This window comes from Mangrovibacillus cuniculi (genome assembly GCF_015482585.1).
In the GTDB taxonomy this organism is placed as follows: Bacteria; Bacillota; Bacilli; order Bacillales; family R1DC41; genus Mangrovibacillus; species Mangrovibacillus cuniculi.
Genome location: NZ_CP049742.1, coordinates 1530647 through 1547425, shown reverse-complemented (window position 1 = coordinate 1547425; position 16779 = coordinate 1530647). Strand labels below are relative to the sequence as shown.

Genomic DNA, 16779 nt, shown 5'->3' with positions numbered 1-16779 from the left:
GTTCTGCTCCTCACACTACACTAGACATGAGACCGGACTGGATGTACGAATTAGCTAGTTAAATTCCGTACAAGGTCGTAACATTCCAGAAAGGAGCAGATAAAATGAAAAAATTTCGACTGTTAGGAGACGTAGAACCTTCAAAAGATCTTTATTTATTATTATGGATAGGTGGTCTATATTCATTAAGCATTGCACTTTCCAATACATTTGTGAACGTATTTATATGGAAACAATCAGGTGACTATGTTCAACTGGGTATTTACAATTTGTTAATTGTCATCTTCCAACCGTTGACATTTGTTTTAGCTGGTAGATGGGCGAAAAAAATTGATCGAGTTTTAGTGCTTCGGATTGGTGTAGTAGCACTAGCGATTTTTTACATAGTTGTCTTGCTTCTTAAAGAAAATGCTTCAAGTTACTTGCTCTTGTTTGGTGCACTGTTAGGTACAGGGTATGGTTTTTATTGGCTTTCCTTTAATGTTTTAACTTTTGAAATCACTGAACCGGAAACACGTGATTTTTTTAATGGGTTTTTAGGGATTTTAACATCATTTGGAGGTATTGTCGGTCCATTTTTTGCAGGTTGGGTTATTGCACGTCTTGTTGGTAACACAGGCTACACAGTAATTTTCTCTGTATCCTTGTTTCTATTTGCTATAGCGGTTGTATTAAGTTTCTTTTTAAAGCCACGTCCAGCAAAAGGGAGATATGATTTAGTTACGGTATTCAAAGAGAGAAAAAATAATATTAATTGGAGAATGGTGACGTGGGCACATTTCTTCCAAGGGCTTCGCGAAGGGACATTTATATTTGTTGTATCTATATTTGTCTTTATCACGACGGAAAGTGAATTGGCTTTAGGAACTTTTGGATTGGTTAACTCTGGGATTGCATTTGTGGCTTATTACGCGGTCTCTAGATTTTTAAAGCCTAAATTTCGCTTAAAAGGAATGTTGATTGGTGGCATGCTTTTATATGCTGTTATTTTCCTTCTACTGTTTGATTTGACTTTTGTGAAATTGATTATCTATGCAGTTTGTATAGCAGTAGCATATCCGCTTTTATTAGTACCATATATATCCATGACCTATGATGTGATAGGAAAAAGTAAAGACGCTGGAGAAAAGCGAATTGAATATGTCGTAATAAGAGAGTTATTTTTAAATGGAGGAAGGATCACCTCTATCTTAGCATTTATCGTTGCTGTTGGTGTATTTGATGAAGCAAAAAGTTTACCATATTTACTATTAATTATCGGTTCTGGACATACATGGATTTATTTCTTTATGAGGCGGGTTAAAGTATAGAAATAGTATGTATTATCGCTGGAATTCCTGAATGATTTCTTTTACACTAAAGAAAGAGTTTGAGGAGAGGGTTGAATAGTAATTGAATAACAAAAAGAAAAAAAATCATGTGTCGTTACGGTTAAATCTGTTATTTTTAGCCGTATTTCTTTTGTTTTCTGGACTTATTTTACGTTTAGGAGTGATCCAAATCGTATATGGTGAGGATTATACAAGAGAGATTCAACGAACGGAAGATGTCACCGTCAATACACCTGTTCCTCGAGGGAAGATATATGATCGTAATGGACAGTTAATCGTGGATAACGAACCTAGAAATGCTGTTACCTTTACAAACAATAAAACGTTAAATCAACAAGAAATGCTAGAAGTTGCGGAAACTCTTGCTACATATATTGAGAAAGATACAAGCAAGATCCAAAAACGTGATTTACAAGATTATTGGTTAATAAAAAATCCTGAAAAAGCAGAAGCGTTAATTACGGAAGCGGATGAAAAAGCTCTGGAAGAAGATGAAGAAAAAGATAAGAAGTTATACCAATTACAGCTAGATAGAATCACAGAAGAAAATTTAAATTCGTTTACAGAAAATGAATTAGAAGTTCTTGCGATTTATCGAGATATGATTTCGGGATATGCGCATACGCCACAGACTGTTAAAAACGAAAATGTTTCTCAAGAGGAATTTGCTGTCGTATCCGAGAATTTAACATCATTGCCGGGAGTAGAATCTACTACTGACTGGGAAAGAAAATATATGTTTGAGAATACACTACGATCTATTTTAGGTAGAGTATCTTCCTCTGACCAAGGTATTCCTGTAGAACTTTTAGATGAATATTTGGCAAAAGGGTATAGTCGAAACGATCGGGTAGGATTGAGTTACATTGAAGCGCAATATGAAGATGTTCTTCAAGGGCAAAAACAAAAAGTGAAGAATGTAACAGATCGATCTGGAGCTGTAGTAGAATCAGAAGTCATTATGGATGGTCAACGAGGAAAAGACTTAAAGCTTACGATAGATATGGATTTACAGCTTGCTGTGGATGAAATTATTAGTAAAGAATTAATGGATGTAAAATCTGAGCCAGGTCATGAGCTTTTTGACCGTATCTTCGTAACAATGATGGATCCTAATACGGGTGAAGTTCTTGCGATGTCTGGTAAGCAATATGTATTAGACGAAGAAACCGGTAAACCTGGTCTAATTGACTTTGCATCTGGAAACTTTACGACTTCCTATAATGTAGGGTCCTCCATTAAAGCGGCTACTGTCCTAACTGGTTACCAAACTGGATCTATTACCCCAGGACAAGTACTGTTAGACACACCATTAAAAATTAAAGGTACTCCTGAAAAATCCTCCTATGTTAATATGGGGAATATTAACGATTTAACAGCCTTAAAGCGCTCTTCCAATGTGTATATGTTTAAAACCGCTATAGCAATGGGAGGGGGAAATTATCAATACAACCAGCCATTACGTATCAGAACAAGTACGTTTAACGTAATGAGAGAAAACTTTGCCCAATTTGGATTAGGTGTTCGAACAGGAATAGATTTACCAGGAGAACAAATTGGTTTTACCGGTCAAGGTACTAGTCCGGGTTTTATACTTGACTTATCTATTGGACAGTATGACACATACACGCCATTACAATTGGCACAGTATATTTCGACGATAGCAAATGGTGGATATCGTGTAGCTCCTAGAGTGGTAAAATCAATCCATGAGCCGATTCCAGGAAATGAGTCCCTGGGTCCAGTAGTGCGAGAAATTCAACCCACCGTCCTAAATCGTGTAGACATGCCTACCGAAAATATAGATCGAGTAAAAGAAGGTTTACGTCAAGTTATGCAAGAACAAGGTGGTACGGCATATAGCTACTTCGGTTCAAAAGATTATCTACCAGCAGGAAAAACGGGAACTGCTCAAGCGTTTTATGATGGCCCAAAACGTGAAGAGTTATTGAAAGAAGGAAAGGGTCTTGTGGAAACGTGGAATTTAACGTTAGCTGGTTATGCACCACATAACAATCCAGAAGTAGCATTCTCCGTTGTGGTCCCTTGGTTATATCAAAGAGACTCACAGTCAACCCCTACGAGTAATCGAGTAGGTCAGCAAATTTTAGATAAATACTTTGAATTAAAAGAAAAAAGACAAAACGGAGAGCCTATTCAAGAAGACAGCGATGACCAAGAAGAGCCTACACCTATAGAAGAATCATGAAACATTCTAGACATAACACTTTTATAAGAAGGTGTTATGTTTTTTTTATTTGAGTAAATACTAAGATAGACGATGTAGATATTATGCAAAAAAAATCGAATACAGTCGAAATTTACAAAAGCTTTACATTCGATTAATGCGTTATTAATAGTCGTCCAGTATATTTACTCTTGTAGGACAAATAACCAAGATTCTTAGGGGGAATTATGGAAATGAAAAACGTTAAGTACTTAGCAATGTCTACAATGATTGGTTCTGCACTAATGCTTGCTGCATGTGGTGGCGGAGAAGAAACTTCTCAAACAGGTGATAACGGTTCTGAAAACGGTGGTTCAGAAGTATCTGGAACATTAAACATCGACGGATCATCTACAGTTTATCCAATCGTTGAAGGTGTTGTAGAAGAATTCCAAATTGCTAACCCAGGAGCTGAAGTAACAGTTGGATTCTCTGGTTCTGGTGGTGGGTTTGAAAAGCTAATTAACGGCGAAATCATGATCTCAAATGCATCTCGTCCTATTAAAGACGAAGAGATTGAAGCAATTAAAGCTGACGGTAAGGAAGTTACTGAACTTGAGCTTGCTTACGATGGTTTATCAGTAGTAGTTAATAAAGAAAATGATTGGGTAGATTCTTTAACAGTTGATGAATTGAAGAAAATGTGGGTAGACGGTGGAGCTACTACTTGGGCTGATGTGCGTGAAGGATGGCCTGAAGAAGAAATCGTATTCTATTCTCCAGGAACTGATTCTGGAACATATGACTACTTCAATGAAGTAGTCCTAGAAGATGAGCAAATCAACAAGGGTGCTACACTATCTGAAGATGATAACGTACTTGTACAAGGTGTAACAGGTGACAAGAATGCAATTGGTTTCTTCGGATATGCATACTACCTAGAAAATAAAGATAATTTGAAAGTTGTTCCAGTTGATGGAGGTAACGGACCTGTTGAGCCTACAAATGAAACAATTGAGTCTGGTGAATATGCTCCACTTTCTCGTCCACTATACTCTTACGTAGTTAACTCAGCGGTTAAAGAAGACTTAACATATGCATATGTAAAGTTCTTACTTGAGAATGCTGGTATGCTTGCTGAAGAAGTAGGATATGTATCCCTTCCTCAAGAAAAGTATGATGAGCAATTAGAAACTATTGAAGGTCTTCGCTAATTAACAATTATAAAGAAAGATGAGAAGCACCTACGTGTGTCTTCTCATCTTGTTATGTGGATGAAAGGGGTTTTTACTTTGGCTAATAGTAATTCTACAAAAGCCATGTCTGTGCAAAAGATGATTGCAGAAAATAAGTCTAAAAAGAATGTTTCTCAATCTGTAGAGAAAATTGTACCTGTTGCACTCTTTTTACTGGCTGCAATTTCAGTGCTTACAACAGTCGGAATTGTTCTTACTTTAATTTTTGAAACAATTACTTTCTTTGGTTCCGTTTCTATTATAGAATACGTAACTTCTACGGAGTGGTATCCGTTTTCTGAAGCTAATGGATCATATGGGGTGTGGCCATTAGTGTTAAGTACGCTGAAAATTGCATTTATAGCAACTGTTTTAGCAGTTCCAATTGGTCTAGCTTCAGCTATATATTTGAGTGAATATGCAAGTGATAATGTTAGACGTGTCATTAAACCTGTACTAGAGGTTCTTGCAGGTATTCCTACAATTGTTTATGGTTTCTTTGCTTTAACCTTCCTAACACCTTTATTAAAAAACTTCATTCCTGAACTTTCTACGTTTAATGCATTAAGTCCAGGTCTGATTGTTGGTGTTATGATCATTCCTATGATTGCTTCTCTATCAGAAGATGCAATGAGCTCAGTACCAAAAGCAATTCGTGAAGGTGCGTTAGCTATGGGATCTACAAGGTTAGAAGTTGCACTGAAAATTGTTTTACCAGCGGCTATGTCTGGAATCGTAGCATCAATTGTACTTGCAATCTCACGTGCAATTGGTGAAACAATGATTGTTACCGTTGCGGGTGGATCTACACCTAATGCCGACTGGAGTGTTACAGATTCCATTCAAACAATGACTGCCTATATCGCACAAGTGACAACTGGGGATGCAGGGTTCGGAACAATTAAATACTACAGTATCTATTCTGTTGGATTTACATTATTCTTATTTACTCTAGCAATGAACATGCTTGCTCAGTTTATCTCGAAGCGCTTTAGGGAGGAATACTAATGACTAAATTTATCGATAAAGACAAAGTCTCTAAAAATATGTCTTCTCGTTTAACGAAGAACTCCATATTAAAGGGAATCTTCTTTTTGGCTACACTATTTGGATTAGTTGTCTTAGTAGTGCTTTTAGGAAGAATATTCACTCAAGGATATAGTCACTTAACATGGGATTTCTTTAACAATTTTGCATCACGCCGACCAGAGCAAGCAGGAATTAAAGCTGCATTAATTGGATCTATATGGTTAATGATATCAACAATTGTTATTTCTTTTGCTCTTGGAGTAGGTACAGCTATTTATTTAGAGGAATATGCAAAGAAAAATAAGCTTACAAATTTAATTCAAGTAAATATTTCCAACTTAGCAGGGGTTCCTTCTGTTGTTTTCGGATTACTAGGATTAACTGTGTTTGTTCGTTTATTAGGTTTTGGTGTAAGTATCTTAGCGGCAGCTTTCACAATGAGCTTACTTATTTTGCCCGTTATTATTGTCGCATCACAAGAAGCTATTCGAGCTGTACCGAAAGAGTTACGTGAAGCTTCTTACGGTATGGGAGCTACGAAATGGCAAACAATCTTGCGTGTGGTACTTCCGAGTGCTGTACCTGGAATCCTAACTGGATCCATACTTGCTTTATCTCGCGCAGTGGGAGAAACTGCTCCACTTATCGTAATTGGTATCCCTGCATTTATTACTTCTTTACCAAGTAGCGTATTGAGTAATTTTACAGCGTTACCTATGCAGATTTATAACTGGACTGGTCGTCCACAAGAAGCTTTCCAAGAAATCGCTGCAGCCGCAATTTTAGTAATGTTAGTATTTTTAATTGTGATGAACTCAGTTGCAGTATATATTCGAAATAAATATGCAAATCGTTACTAATCCTGGGGTAGGATGAAGGAGGACTTTCAAGATGACAACAGCAACTAATGAATTAAAAAACAACTTAAAAGATATCGTAAAAGAAACAAACGTGAACAATACAACTGATTCTAGACAAGCAGTATATCAAACAAAACAGCTTAACTTATGGTACGGTAACCACCATGCGTTGAAAAATGTTGACTTTGATATTATGGAAAATGAGGTAACAGCGATCATTGGGCCATCTGGATGTGGTAAATCAACGTATATTAAAACGTTGAACAGAATGGTAGAAATGGTTCCTACAGTAAAGACATCTGGTGAGATTATATACCGTGGGCATAACATTTTTGATAAAGCATATAAAGTAGAAGACTTAAGAACAAAAGTAGGTATGGTATTCCAAAAACCAAATCCTTTCCCAAAATCTATTTATGACAACATCGCTTATGGACCAAGAATCCATGGTATTAAGAATAAGAAAGTGTTAGATGAGATTGTAGAAAAATCTCTTCGTGGTGCAGCAATTTGGGATGAAGTAAAAGATCGTCTAAACACAAACGCTTATGGACTTTCTGGTGGACAACAACAACGTATTTGTATCGCTCGTTGTTTAGCGATTGAGCCAGACGTTATCTTAATGGATGAGCCTACTTCTGCTCTAGACCCTATTTCCACTTTAAAGGTAGAAGAATTGGTTCAAGACTTGAAGAAAGATTATAGCATCATTATTGTTACTCATAACATGCAACAAGCTGCTCGTATTTCTGACAAAACTGCTTTCTTCTTAAATGGAGAAGTTATTGAGTTTGACCAAACGGATAAGATTTTCTCTAATCCTACTGATAAGCGTACAGAAGATTACATTAGTGGTCGTTTCGGTTAATAGTTGTGCGCACACTGAAAAAAGTGTGCGCATTTAACTATAGTTTGATTAGTTAGAATATTACCTATATAATTCGACACAAGATACATTTATAACTGGAGGGACCTACTATGAGTATTCGTGGACAATTTGATTTGGATTTAAAAGAACTTCAGAACCTTTTAAATGAGTTAAGTCATGTAGCATTAGGTGCGTTAAACGACGCTATCAGATCATTAGATAATTTAGACGTGGAAGCGGCATTGGCTGTCATGGAAAATGACTATCGTGCCGATGATTTAGAAGAAGAAATTAATGATTTAGCAATTCTATTAATTGCAAAGCAACAACCAGTTGCAACAGACCTTCGACGTATCATTGTTGCTATCAAAATTGCGTCTGACTTAGAGCGTATTGCTGACTATGCTGTAAACATTGCTAAGTCAACTATTCGTATTGGGAATGGCCCTCTCATTAAGCCTATTGAACATATTCGTGCAATGTATGGTCATGCTTCTAAGATGATTTTGTTAACAGTAGAGGCGTTTAATGAAGAGGATGTTGTCAAAGCGAAAGAAATTGCGGAGATTGATGATGAAATTGATGCTTTATATGGACAAACAATTCAAGAGCTTTTAACTTTAACGAAAGAGCGTCCTGAAGATATTGCACAAATTACTCAGTTGTCATTTATTTGTCGTTATTTAGAGCGCGCAGGTGATCACGCAACGAACATTGCAGAGAATGTATTTTACCTTGTTAAAGGTAGACATTATGATTTAAATAAGTAAGAAAAAAGTTGTCCGGCAATGTCGGGCAACTTTTTTGTTGGATTAAAGAATTACGTGTGCTCAAGGTAGCGAGAAGTGAGTCTAGAGCACACGATAAATGAATAACGCGTGCTCAAGGAGAGAAGCAGCCACTCAAGCGCACTAGTTAATTAAATCCCACAGCAACCCAAAACAAAAAGATCACCCGGCAAGCACCTAGCGAGTGATCTTCTTGATATATCATCTTAATAAGATGATGGACGTCTAATAAACACGAATGCGATTTCTTCAATCGACATATCTTTACTTACTTGATACGTTCCAGTTCTAATTTGCCCAGCTTTACCAGTCTCTTCTAACAATGATAAGAACTCATTTTCAGATGAAATGAATCCCATTTGAGCGAGTTTACTTGCTAAATCACTGGTTGTTTCTCCGGAAGCAAATTGTATCGGCGTTAATTGTGTCTCTGTTTCAGCTTGCTCTTCTGCTTCAGAAGCTTCCACTGTAGTATCTTCTTCTGTAGTTTCTTCCACAGGCGGTAAGTCTAATTGCTGCGACTTCAACTCCGTAACCTCTAGCCTAAGTAAGTTGTTTTCTTCCTTTAAAGACGCAAGTTCCTTTAATTGCTCATCAGCTAAGGAGGATTTAATTTCTTCTTCGTTTACAGGCTTATTATCAGCAGCAAAAATAAAGAGAAGCAGGGAGGATAGTAGTAGTCCAACTGCTACTCCTTGTATCCATTTTTTCATTAGTTATCCCCTTTTCTCGACTGTTTTAATGATTTGTACAATTTGAGAAGGTGCAAGTGCTGATTGCTTTTCTATTTGATCTACCGAAAGACCTTGTTTGTGTAAGGCAATGACTTGATTACGTAGCACTTCATTAATCTCTTTAGAGGATTTGCTTTGTGAAGGTGTAACAGTGTTTATTTCACCAGCCATAATTTCTTCTTCGAGTACTTTTACTCGCTTCTTTAGTAAGTAACTTTCTTGTAATACTTGCATAGATACTTCATCTAATTCTTTTCGTACATCTTTCGTTGAATCTCGCAAAAAAAATGAAATTACAAAAAGAATGACAGATAAAGAAAGTAGAATGATGATAATCGTGGTGTTAACCAATTGCTTTCTTCCTCTCTTCGTCAATATTCAACGCAGCGAGCTGTCGAATCTTCCTCTTTTATATGTAAGAAGGAATGGATAATTTGTCGCCTTGTTGGGTATTTTCCTTACTCTATCATACTACTAATAGTAGTAGAAAAAAAGTTGGACCATTGAACCATTGATACATCTAGGTTAGCAAAAAACGACAAAAACAGTTTATTGTGATGAGACAGGTTGCAATGGTACGATATGGATATAAATCGACAATGGGTATGTCGGAATATTGATAGGGGTGACAAGATGATAGAACAAATATTAGCACTTCGTGAACAAGGTATGTCATTTAGAAAGATTGCTGATGAAATTGGTAGTACAGTAGGGAAAGTACAGTATCGATGGAATAAGTACATGAAAGAACTAGAAGTAATGCAGGCGGAAGAACAGGTTGCAGCCACTGTACTAGAAGAGCAAGTAGAAACCCCTGTTGTAAAAATAGAAAAGAAGTTTGCTCCTACCAGTTTAGTTTGTCACTTCACTCATGCTTCGACAGTAATGGTTATGTGGGAATCCGTAAAGTTAGAGTTAGACATTATCAAAAACTTGTATGATCTAAAAGTAGATGAGCTACAACTAGTTTTAAGAGCTCATAACATAACAGCCATTGAATTCAATGGTTGGAATAGTCATTATTATCAAGATATTCTTTTACCGGCAAAAGGTGAAGAAGGTTCTTGGGTAGTAAGAGGATTAAAAGGAGGAAATAGTTATTTATTGCAATTAGGAATTTTAACTCCGATGAGAAAATTCTTTCCTATAAATCAGTCTCAACCAATACATGCTCCTCGTTTGACGAAGGATCAACAAAATTTCGTTACAAAAGCAATTATGAGTAAAGCAATTGAAACGGTAAAACCACAGTGGATTGAACATGTAAGTACGTACACATATTATGGCCAAGAAGAGCGAGGTGAGAAAAATGAATAAGCAAGTTATTGCGTTGTATTCAACAATTCCCCTGAATGAAAATTTTGGTGAGATCACACATTTAGTCGTTTCACCAAGAGAGTTAGAGGAATTAACGAAGAAGGAGAATAGTAGTTTTACAACCTTATTGCAAAAAGTAAACAACGATGGCATTCAGCTTATCCCAACTTTTGACCAACAGCTACCATTAACCTTAATACATTATCCAGAGATTATCACTAGTATGATAAAACAACTAAAGAGCAAGTGGATTACCCTAACAGGTAGGGAAATAACAGATTGCTGGCTCCCAAATGCTTCTTATGCAGCTGGAATTGATAAATGGCTCATTCAGTCGGGTATTACTAAAACATATATTCCTCTTCCAGCAATTGAAATCGCAAATGATCAGGAAGATACTGTATATCAAGTTAAGACAATTAGAGGATTAACTTTAGTCGGTTATAAAAAACAAGGTGACTTGTATAACGTAACTTTAAAGGAAGACAACGTACCAACGCTTCACATCGATATGACATATGAGGGTATGTATGATGGAGAAGTTCTGATTAACGAAAAAGATCTAGAAGCAGTTCGCCTTTGGTCTCACTTAGAAAAATCAGCTTATGAATTCGGGATGACGCAATGGATGATGGAGCGATGCAATGGAGCTCAGATAACATCTAATCTATTATCTGAAATTACGGAAGAGATGGATTCACTGGTTAAATCCATTCAAAGCTTACCTCTATCGAATACATCTAGAATGAGGGTAGCGATCTTAGCATGGGAGTACCCACCAAATTGTATCGGTGGCCTTTCTACTCACGTATATCACTTAGCTAAAAATTTAGTTAATGAAAACCTTCAAGTGACTGTCTTTACTCCTAAACGTGATGGGGAACCGACACTTCTTATGGAAGAAGGAGTAGAAGTAGTTAGAGTGGATGTATTACACGAAAAAGATGCTCATTTTCTAGATTGGGTAGGATCCATGAATATAGCCTTGGCGAAGGCGGTTAACAGATCCCACCAGATTAAACCGTTCCAATTAATTCATGCGCATGATTGGTTAGTTGCTGAATCAGGTAAATCTATTTCATACAAACATGATATACCACTTATTACGACAATTCATTCTACCGAGTTTGGTAGAAATAAAGGGATACACAATGAAGTACAATCTTTCATTTATGAACAAGAGAAAGCATTAATGAAGTCTAGTCAAAAAGTTATCTTGTGCCACCATTCACTGAAAGAGGATCTTTTAGACGGTTACAAAGGTGTAGTGGCAGATAGCCAATTAATGATTATTCCAAATGGTATGGAAGATGAGCCTGTTAGACCTCCAAGTCACCATCGTCTAAATGTGTTATTTGAAAATAGACCTATGTTCTCAAGCTTAGCGAGGTTTGTTCCTGAGAAAGGACTGGAAACAGTCATACGTGCTATTTATGAGTTAAAGATGGAAGGTATATCAACAGGAGCAGTAATAGCAGGAATAGGACCATTAGAAAAAGAATTAACAAAGCTTGTAAATGACTTGGATCTACAAAATGAAATCTTCTTTCCTGGGTTTGTAACAGAAGAAGAAAGAGCAGTATTACTTAGTCATTCAAAAGCAGTCGTCATTCCAAGTACGTACGAACCATTTGGACTTGTGGCGGTAGAAGCTTTTAGTTATGGATGCCCTGTCATTGCTGCCAATGTTGGAGGATTAAAAGGACTAATATTGGAAGGGAAAACTGGTTTCTCCTTTACTTCTAATAATGTAAAAGAACTTGTTTATAAGATGAAATTGGTATTGAATGAACCAGTTAAAGCACAGGAGATTGGTCTTGCCGGTCAAAAAATGGCTAAGTCTTTATTCTCATGGAAACAACATGCTAATAGAACAAAAGCGTGTTACGAAGATTGTTTAACCGAGTATAAAGTAAGAGAGACGGTAAGATGAAAGCATATATATTAGCTGGTGGAAGAGGAGAGAGGCTTAAGCCCCTTACCTCTTTCCTACCAAAACCTTTATTACCGGTAAATAGAGTTCCAGTTCTGGCATATACAATTGAGTGGTTAAGACGTCAAGGAATTACGGAGCTAACTATTTTGACTGGATACAAAGGGGAAATGATTCAACAATACCTAAAAGATGGGCGAGAATATGGCGTAAATATAGAATATGTTTGCGAAAACGTATTAAAAGGTACTTTTGGTTCTATCAGAAAGTTAGCAGAAAAAGAAGAAGACTCTTTTTTGGTGATAAGTGGAGACGTTTTAACAAACATGGACCTAGCACCCCTTATTACAAGTCATAAAGGAAATGACATAACAATCGCTGCATCTAAACAATGTTTTTCTCCACACGTAGGGATTTGTGTAACGGATCAACAAGGAAATTTAATTGATTTTTATGAAAAAATGAAAACATGGCAAACAGATGAGTCTGTTTTAGTTAATAGTGGTATGTATGTGGTATCACCTAGGTGGCTTGTTAATTTTCCGAAAAATCAATTTATTGATATCGCAAGAGATGTTATACCTTGGTTACAACACAACCAATATAACGTGAATGTATATGATTTTACAGGTTATTGGAGAGATATCGGTACAAAAGAAAATTTACTTTTGGCTGAAAAAGAAGTGTTGAATGGAGAATTTCAAATACTCTCTTATGGTAATGAAAGTCCTTTTTCCCCTCCTAACACCCCATCAGTAGTAAATGGTATACGTAGACAAGTTGTTCATTCAATGAGAAGAATGGAATTACGAAAAGAAAATAGAGAGGAGGAAAAACCTTATGGCAGCTGAATACATTTCTTCTATAGATTCGCTTAGTAATCAAGATTCATCAGCTGAAATTGCTTGGTGGGTGAGAACTGGTGAAGATCAGCAATGGTTACCGCAATCAAGGTGCTTTTCCAAAAAGACTCGACATCATATGTTGCACTTGATAGGGGAGAAGCAAGTAAATAAACATTATACTACTCATACACTTCATCTGAAAAATCAATCTAGAATTCCTATAGATGTAGAGGTAGTAATCTCTTTACACTTCGGTACGAATGGTTTTAGTTTTGTTTCTCCTTTAAATCAATCCATATGGAGACACGAAGGAAGCGTGATGAATGTATTTGAATTAATTGCTCCTAATATGACAGAGAAAAGAGCAATTATGAAAGAATTTACGTTCTCTACAAAACAATGGAATTATCAACCTCTAATGGTTGGGCCAAGTGTAAGTTGTTTTCATCTAACATGTACATTAAAGGGCTTACAAAGTATTCATTTACCTTTTGTGCATATACAAGCGGAAGAAGAGCAATATTGTAAAGATAAATTATTGCAATTAAGAAGACAGTTAGTATAGTGTTAATGTAGCAATAGAGTCCCCTCTATTGCTTTTTGTTACGTCAACAGGTATTGTGATTCCAATTAAAATGAGAAACCTTTTCATATCAATAAAAAAGCATACTTTTTTGTAAAAGTAATAAGTAAGGAGTTAGGGGTAATGGAAGAGAAGAAAAAGATACGTAAATTAATCCTTTCAAAACTTAAAGGTAAAGTAAATAGGGATTGTATAGAATCAGAGCTTTGGGAACTGTTTTTTAATAGTTCCATGTATGTAGAATCCGAAACAATAGCTATTACTGTATCAAAGTTTCCCGAGTTATCTACTATAAATGCGATTCATTCAATGATTGAAGATCAAAAAAAAGTGGTAGTTCCAAAAACATGTTTATCTACTAACAGTTTAGCTTTTCATCAAATTTCATCCCTAAATCAACTAACCCCAGGAGTAATGGGTATATTAGAACCAAATAAAAATAGTGATGTAGTAGATTTAGAAGAGATTGAAACTATTGTCGTACCAGGTGTTGCATTTACAAAGGAAGGGTACCGTATTGGATTTGGTGGTGGCTTTTACGACCGATTACTCTCAAATTACCAAGGAAATACCTGTTCTTTGCTATTTCAAGAACAATTAGTTGAATCTATCCCAGTAGAAGATCATGATATTCCAGTGAGGGAATTATTTATAGAAAACAAGACTAGATAGAAAAGCATATTTTTTCTAATTTGTTGCATTCTACTAATAACAAATTGGAAGGGTGATGGAGTTGAACGAGAAATCTCTGTTTACGTTAATTATTTCATTAGTTGCGGTATATTTTTTCTATAAGTCTAGATATCGCGTATTAAATTCGGTACTGAGAAATCCGATGTTGCGAAACTATGCGGTGAGATTCTTCATGGATATCCCAAGTATCCGAAGTAAATTTATGCAATCAGCTTTTAGACAATAACAAAAGAGCTGTTAAAGTTCGTTTGAACTTTTAACAGCTCTATTTGTATTTCTTTTCTAAAACATCTCTTTTCGTATATAGTGATATAGAGGAGGGATTTCATTGGGGTTTCGAGAAGATTATGTGATGTGGAGAGTGGTGTATCAACTTCTACATCAGAAAAACACTTCTCTTGTGACAATTAGTCAGGACCAAAGAGAAGTATGGTTAGAAGAACATTCAAATAAAATTCCTACATATTATAGACTAATTTCTACAGATATCAATTGGAGTAATGAGTTAAAAAGAAATCTAGTTAGAGGCATACAAATCATTGATAAAATTTTAGCGAAACGGCTAAGAAAACAAGCTAATGTAGAAATGATGTATTTCTCTCCTTATGAACCGGTCGATGACGGATTTGATTGGGAGAAGGAAAGAATATATAAAAAAACATCTATACAAACCACTTTATGGACAAAAAACGATACAGAATTGCTCTGGAATAGATTCTTTCCAAATACTGCTTTACAAATTTCAGATGAATACGATGAAGTAGATGTTCAGACGATTAAACTTGCTGCATTGCAATATGGACAAAAAGAAATTGCTCAAACCTTTCAAAGAACCAAACCTTTTGTAAGCTATGTTTTATTAGCTATGCAGATTTTTATGTTTCTTGTACTTGAACGGTCGGGAGGAAGTACAAATATACCTACGTTAATTCAATACGGGGTGAAGGTAGATGAAATGATGATTCAAGGAGAATGGTGGAGATTAGTAACACCTGTTTTTCTTCATATTGGATTCCTTCATTTAGTAATGAATAGTTTAGGTCTTTACTTTATAGGTACACTTGTAGAACAAATTTTTGGAAAATGGCGTTTTCTGTTTATCTATCTTTTGGCTGGAGTAGGAGGAACTGCTGCAAGTTTTGCTTTCACAGACGGTATAAGTGCTGGAGCTAGTGGAGCAATTTTTGGTCTTTTTGGAGCATTACTTTATTTTGGTCTCGCTAAACCCAGATTATTTTTTCGGACGATGGGTATGAATGTCCTGCTTGTAATTGCCATTAATATTGCAATCGGCTTTACTTTACCGGGCATTGACAATGCAGGACATCTAGGTGGTTTATTAGCAGGATTTCTTGCGTCTGGGACCGTCAAAATACCTAACAAAAAAGGTCTTCTTCTGCCAATGTTATTTACTATTTCTTATGTTTTCGTTCTTTTTTTATTTTTGATTATTGGTGTTTCTATGGAGTAATATTCTGTCTTAATTCAATCCATGTTCCATCTAGTTTTTTTGAAATTACTTTTAAGTGAGATGAATCTTTTGCATATAAAATTATTGGAAGAGTGCTGCCTTCAGTAGAAGCTGTACTCTTTTTTGTTGCAAGAAGGAAAAGTTCTTTATAAAGTCCTTCCATTAGTCGTCCTAACGTTGCCTTACTTTGAACTTCGGATTGTCCTGGAAAAATAAAATCATTACGAGAAATGTCAGATAAAGTAAGGATTAAATAGTTTTCCACTGGTTCCTTTTCACGATCAAAAGAATCAACTATTTGTTGCTCTCTGTTCTTCTTTTCTTTTAAAAAAGGGGAATTCTCATTTAATGAAATTTCCTTTGGCGAAGTTCCTTTCTTAAAGACTACTCCTACTTCTGCTGAAGAAATAGTTTGTACGCTAGTAATTTCATCATCTCCATCATGTTCTTCTCCATGATGAAATGTAAATGCTTCAGCTAGTCCGCCGGTAGTTTCTTTTACACTTGAAGATAATTTGATTGTGGACGCATTTCTCTTCCATTGGGTAGTAGCTACTTGTAAAAGGCCATTAAAGTAAACAACACCAATATCTTGTCTTAAGTATACTTCTGTTGGAAGAACAGATTGACTTTCGTAAGCTAATGTAAAGTAATCTAAATTATCGTTAGGTTTTACTACTAAAGTAGTCGATGCATCCTTAAAGGTTAATGTCGGATTTGGTGGAAAGTACGTTATACTCTCCTCGGTGGATGGGTTCCATAAAAAATATCCCATAATAATGACTAACCCAAAAATGATGGATGGCATCCATTTGTTTTTCATCATACGTCCTCCTTGTCCACTTGTCTTATAAATTATCTATATTCAAAAACATAAAAATATGAAGCGAAAGAAGTATGTTTAGAAAAAAAGTTGTCAAGAATG

At 35.9% G+C, this 16779-nt stretch carries 16 protein-coding genes; 13 read left to right on the top strand and 3 right to left on the bottom strand.

The genetic code is table 11. The features are described 5' to 3' along the window. Positions 1–104 precede the first annotated feature (104 nt). The 7 genes from G8O30_RS07910 (at position 105) to phoU (ending at position 8260) form a co-directional block, all read left to right on the top strand. Positions 105–1310: an MFS transporter gene (locus G8O30_RS07910; protein WP_239674426.1), complete on the top strand. Its 1206-nt coding sequence runs from the start codon at positions 105–107 to the stop codon at positions 1308–1310. An 82-nt stretch (positions 1311–1392) separates the two neighbouring features. Continuing rightward, the gene (locus G8O30_RS07905) at positions 1393–3540 is read left to right on the top strand and encodes a peptidoglycan D,D-transpeptidase FtsI family protein (RefSeq protein WP_239674425.1); all 2148 of its coding nucleotides are present in this window, start codon (positions 1393–1395) and stop codon (positions 3538–3540) included. Positions 3541–3752: 212 nt separating this feature from the next. Beyond that, positions 3753–4712 carry a PstS family phosphate ABC transporter substrate-binding protein gene (locus tag G8O30_RS07900; protein WP_239674424.1) on the top strand — a complete coding sequence of 320 codons (960 nt, stop codon included), beginning with the start codon at positions 3753–3755 and terminating at the stop codon, positions 4710–4712. A 78-nt stretch (positions 4713–4790) separates the two neighbouring features. Further along, entirely contained in the window at positions 4791–5741 is a 951-nt protein-coding gene (pstC, locus tag G8O30_RS07895; protein WP_420844606.1) for a phosphate ABC transporter permease subunit PstC, read from the top strand. Beyond that, a complete protein-coding gene (gene pstA / locus G8O30_RS07890) occupies positions 5741–6622 on the top strand; it encodes a phosphate ABC transporter permease PstA (RefSeq protein ID WP_239674423.1) in 882 nt (293 codons plus the stop codon). Before pstC ends, pstA begins: the two co-directional genes overlap by 1 nt. A 31-nt stretch (positions 6623–6653) precedes the next feature. Next, complete coding sequence (gene pstB, locus G8O30_RS07885; RefSeq protein WP_239674422.1) at positions 6654–7490, top strand: phosphate ABC transporter ATP-binding protein PstB; 837 nt, start codon at positions 6654–6656, stop codon at positions 7488–7490. 110 nt (positions 7491–7600) lie between these two features. Beyond that, a complete protein-coding gene (gene phoU, locus G8O30_RS07880; RefSeq protein WP_239674421.1) occupies positions 7601–8260 on the top strand; it encodes a phosphate signaling complex protein PhoU in 660 nt (219 codons plus the stop codon). Positions 8261–8484: 224 nt separating this feature from the next. Here the strand turns inward: phoU and G8O30_RS07875 are convergent, their stop codons facing one another. Together G8O30_RS07875 and G8O30_RS07870 are read right to left on the bottom strand one after the other, a co-directional pair. Next, the gene (locus G8O30_RS07875) at positions 8485–8991 is read right to left on the bottom strand and encodes an endolytic transglycosylase MltG (RefSeq protein WP_239674420.1); all 507 of its coding nucleotides are present in this window, start codon (positions 8989–8991) and stop codon (positions 8485–8487) included. Between the two features lie 3 nt (positions 8992–8994). Next, a complete protein-coding gene (locus G8O30_RS07870; protein ID WP_239674419.1) occupies positions 8995–9363 on the bottom strand; it encodes an NADH dehydrogenase subunit 3 in 369 nt (122 codons plus the stop codon). 282 nt (positions 9364–9645) lie between these two features. Here G8O30_RS07870 and G8O30_RS07865 point away from each other — a divergent pair, with 282 nt between their 5' ends. The 6 genes from G8O30_RS07865 to G8O30_RS07840 all read left to right on the top strand — a co-directional run bounded on the left by G8O30_RS07865 (position 9646) and on the right by G8O30_RS07840 (position 15854). Then, positions 9646–10329 (top strand): DUF4912 domain-containing protein, encoded by a 684-nt coding sequence (locus G8O30_RS07865; RefSeq protein ID WP_239674418.1) that lies wholly within the window; start codon positions 9646–9648, stop codon positions 10327–10329. Beyond that, positions 10322–12262: a glycosyltransferase family 4 protein gene (locus G8O30_RS07860; RefSeq protein ID WP_239674417.1), complete on the top strand. Its 1941-nt coding sequence runs from the start codon at positions 10322–10324 to the stop codon at positions 12260–12262. The genes G8O30_RS07865 and G8O30_RS07860 overlap by 8 nt, the downstream gene beginning before the upstream one ends. Then, positions 12259–13113, top strand: coding sequence for a nucleotidyltransferase family protein (locus G8O30_RS07855; protein ID WP_239674416.1), 855 nt, complete (start codon positions 12259–12261; stop codon positions 13111–13113). Before G8O30_RS07860 ends, G8O30_RS07855 begins: the two co-directional genes overlap by 4 nt. Then, a complete protein-coding gene (locus G8O30_RS07850) occupies positions 13103–13672 on the top strand; it encodes a hypothetical protein (protein WP_239674415.1) in 570 nt (189 codons plus the stop codon). The genes G8O30_RS07855 and G8O30_RS07850 overlap by 11 nt, the downstream gene beginning before the upstream one ends. Before the next feature lie 141 nt (positions 13673–13813). Continuing rightward, on the top strand, positions 13814–14362 hold the full coding sequence (locus G8O30_RS07845; RefSeq protein ID WP_239674414.1) for a 5-formyltetrahydrofolate cyclo-ligase: 549 nt from the start codon (positions 13814–13816) through the stop codon (positions 14360–14362). A gap of 349 nt (positions 14363–14711) precedes the next feature. After that, on the top strand, positions 14712–15854 hold the full coding sequence (locus tag G8O30_RS07840; RefSeq protein ID WP_239674413.1) for a rhomboid family intramembrane serine protease: 1143 nt from the start codon (positions 14712–14714) through the stop codon (positions 15852–15854). Here the strand turns inward: G8O30_RS07840 and G8O30_RS07835 are convergent. Then, positions 15844–16680 (bottom strand): hypothetical protein, encoded by an 837-nt coding sequence (locus G8O30_RS07835; protein WP_239674412.1) that lies wholly within the window; start codon positions 16678–16680, stop codon positions 15844–15846. The genes G8O30_RS07840 and G8O30_RS07835 overlap by 11 nt on opposite strands. Positions 16681–16779 lie beyond the last annotated feature (99 nt).

Bases quoted from the DNA above. Each gene is read 5' to 3' on its own strand.
- G8O30_RS07910 (WP_239674426.1), top strand. From the start codon at position 105: ATGAAAAAATTTCGACTGTTAGGAGACGTAGAACCTTCAAAAGATCTT.
- G8O30_RS07860 (WP_239674417.1), top strand. From the start codon at position 10,322: ATGAATAAGCAAGTTATTGCGTTGTATTCAACAATTCCCCTGAATGAA.
- G8O30_RS07845 (WP_239674414.1), top strand. From the start codon at position 13,814: ATGGAAGAGAAGAAAAAGATACGTAAATTAATCCTTTCAAAACTTAAA.
- pstB (WP_239674422.1), top strand. From the start codon at position 6,654: ATGACAACAGCAACTAATGAATTAAAAAACAACTTAAAAGATATCGTA.
- G8O30_RS07875 (WP_239674420.1), bottom strand. From the start codon at position 8,991: ATGAAAAAATGGATACAAGGAGTAGCAGTTGGACTACTACTATCCTCC.
- G8O30_RS07865 (WP_239674418.1), top strand. From the start codon at position 9,646: ATGATAGAACAAATATTAGCACTTCGTGAACAAGGTATGTCATTTAGA.
- phoU (WP_239674421.1), top strand. From the start codon at position 7,601: ATGAGTATTCGTGGACAATTTGATTTGGATTTAAAAGAACTTCAGAAC.
- pstA (WP_239674423.1), top strand. From the start codon at position 5,741: ATGACTAAATTTATCGATAAAGACAAAGTCTCTAAAAATATGTCTTCT.
- G8O30_RS07900 (WP_239674424.1), top strand. From the start codon at position 3,753: ATGAAAAACGTTAAGTACTTAGCAATGTCTACAATGATTGGTTCTGCA.
- G8O30_RS07855 (WP_239674416.1), top strand. From the start codon at position 12,259: ATGAAAGCATATATATTAGCTGGTGGAAGAGGAGAGAGGCTTAAGCCC.
- G8O30_RS07850 (WP_239674415.1), top strand. From the start codon at position 13,103: ATGGCAGCTGAATACATTTCTTCTATAGATTCGCTTAGTAATCAAGAT.
- G8O30_RS07835 (WP_239674412.1), bottom strand. From the start codon at position 16,680: ATGATGAAAAACAAATGGATGCCATCCATCATTTTTGGGTTAGTCATT.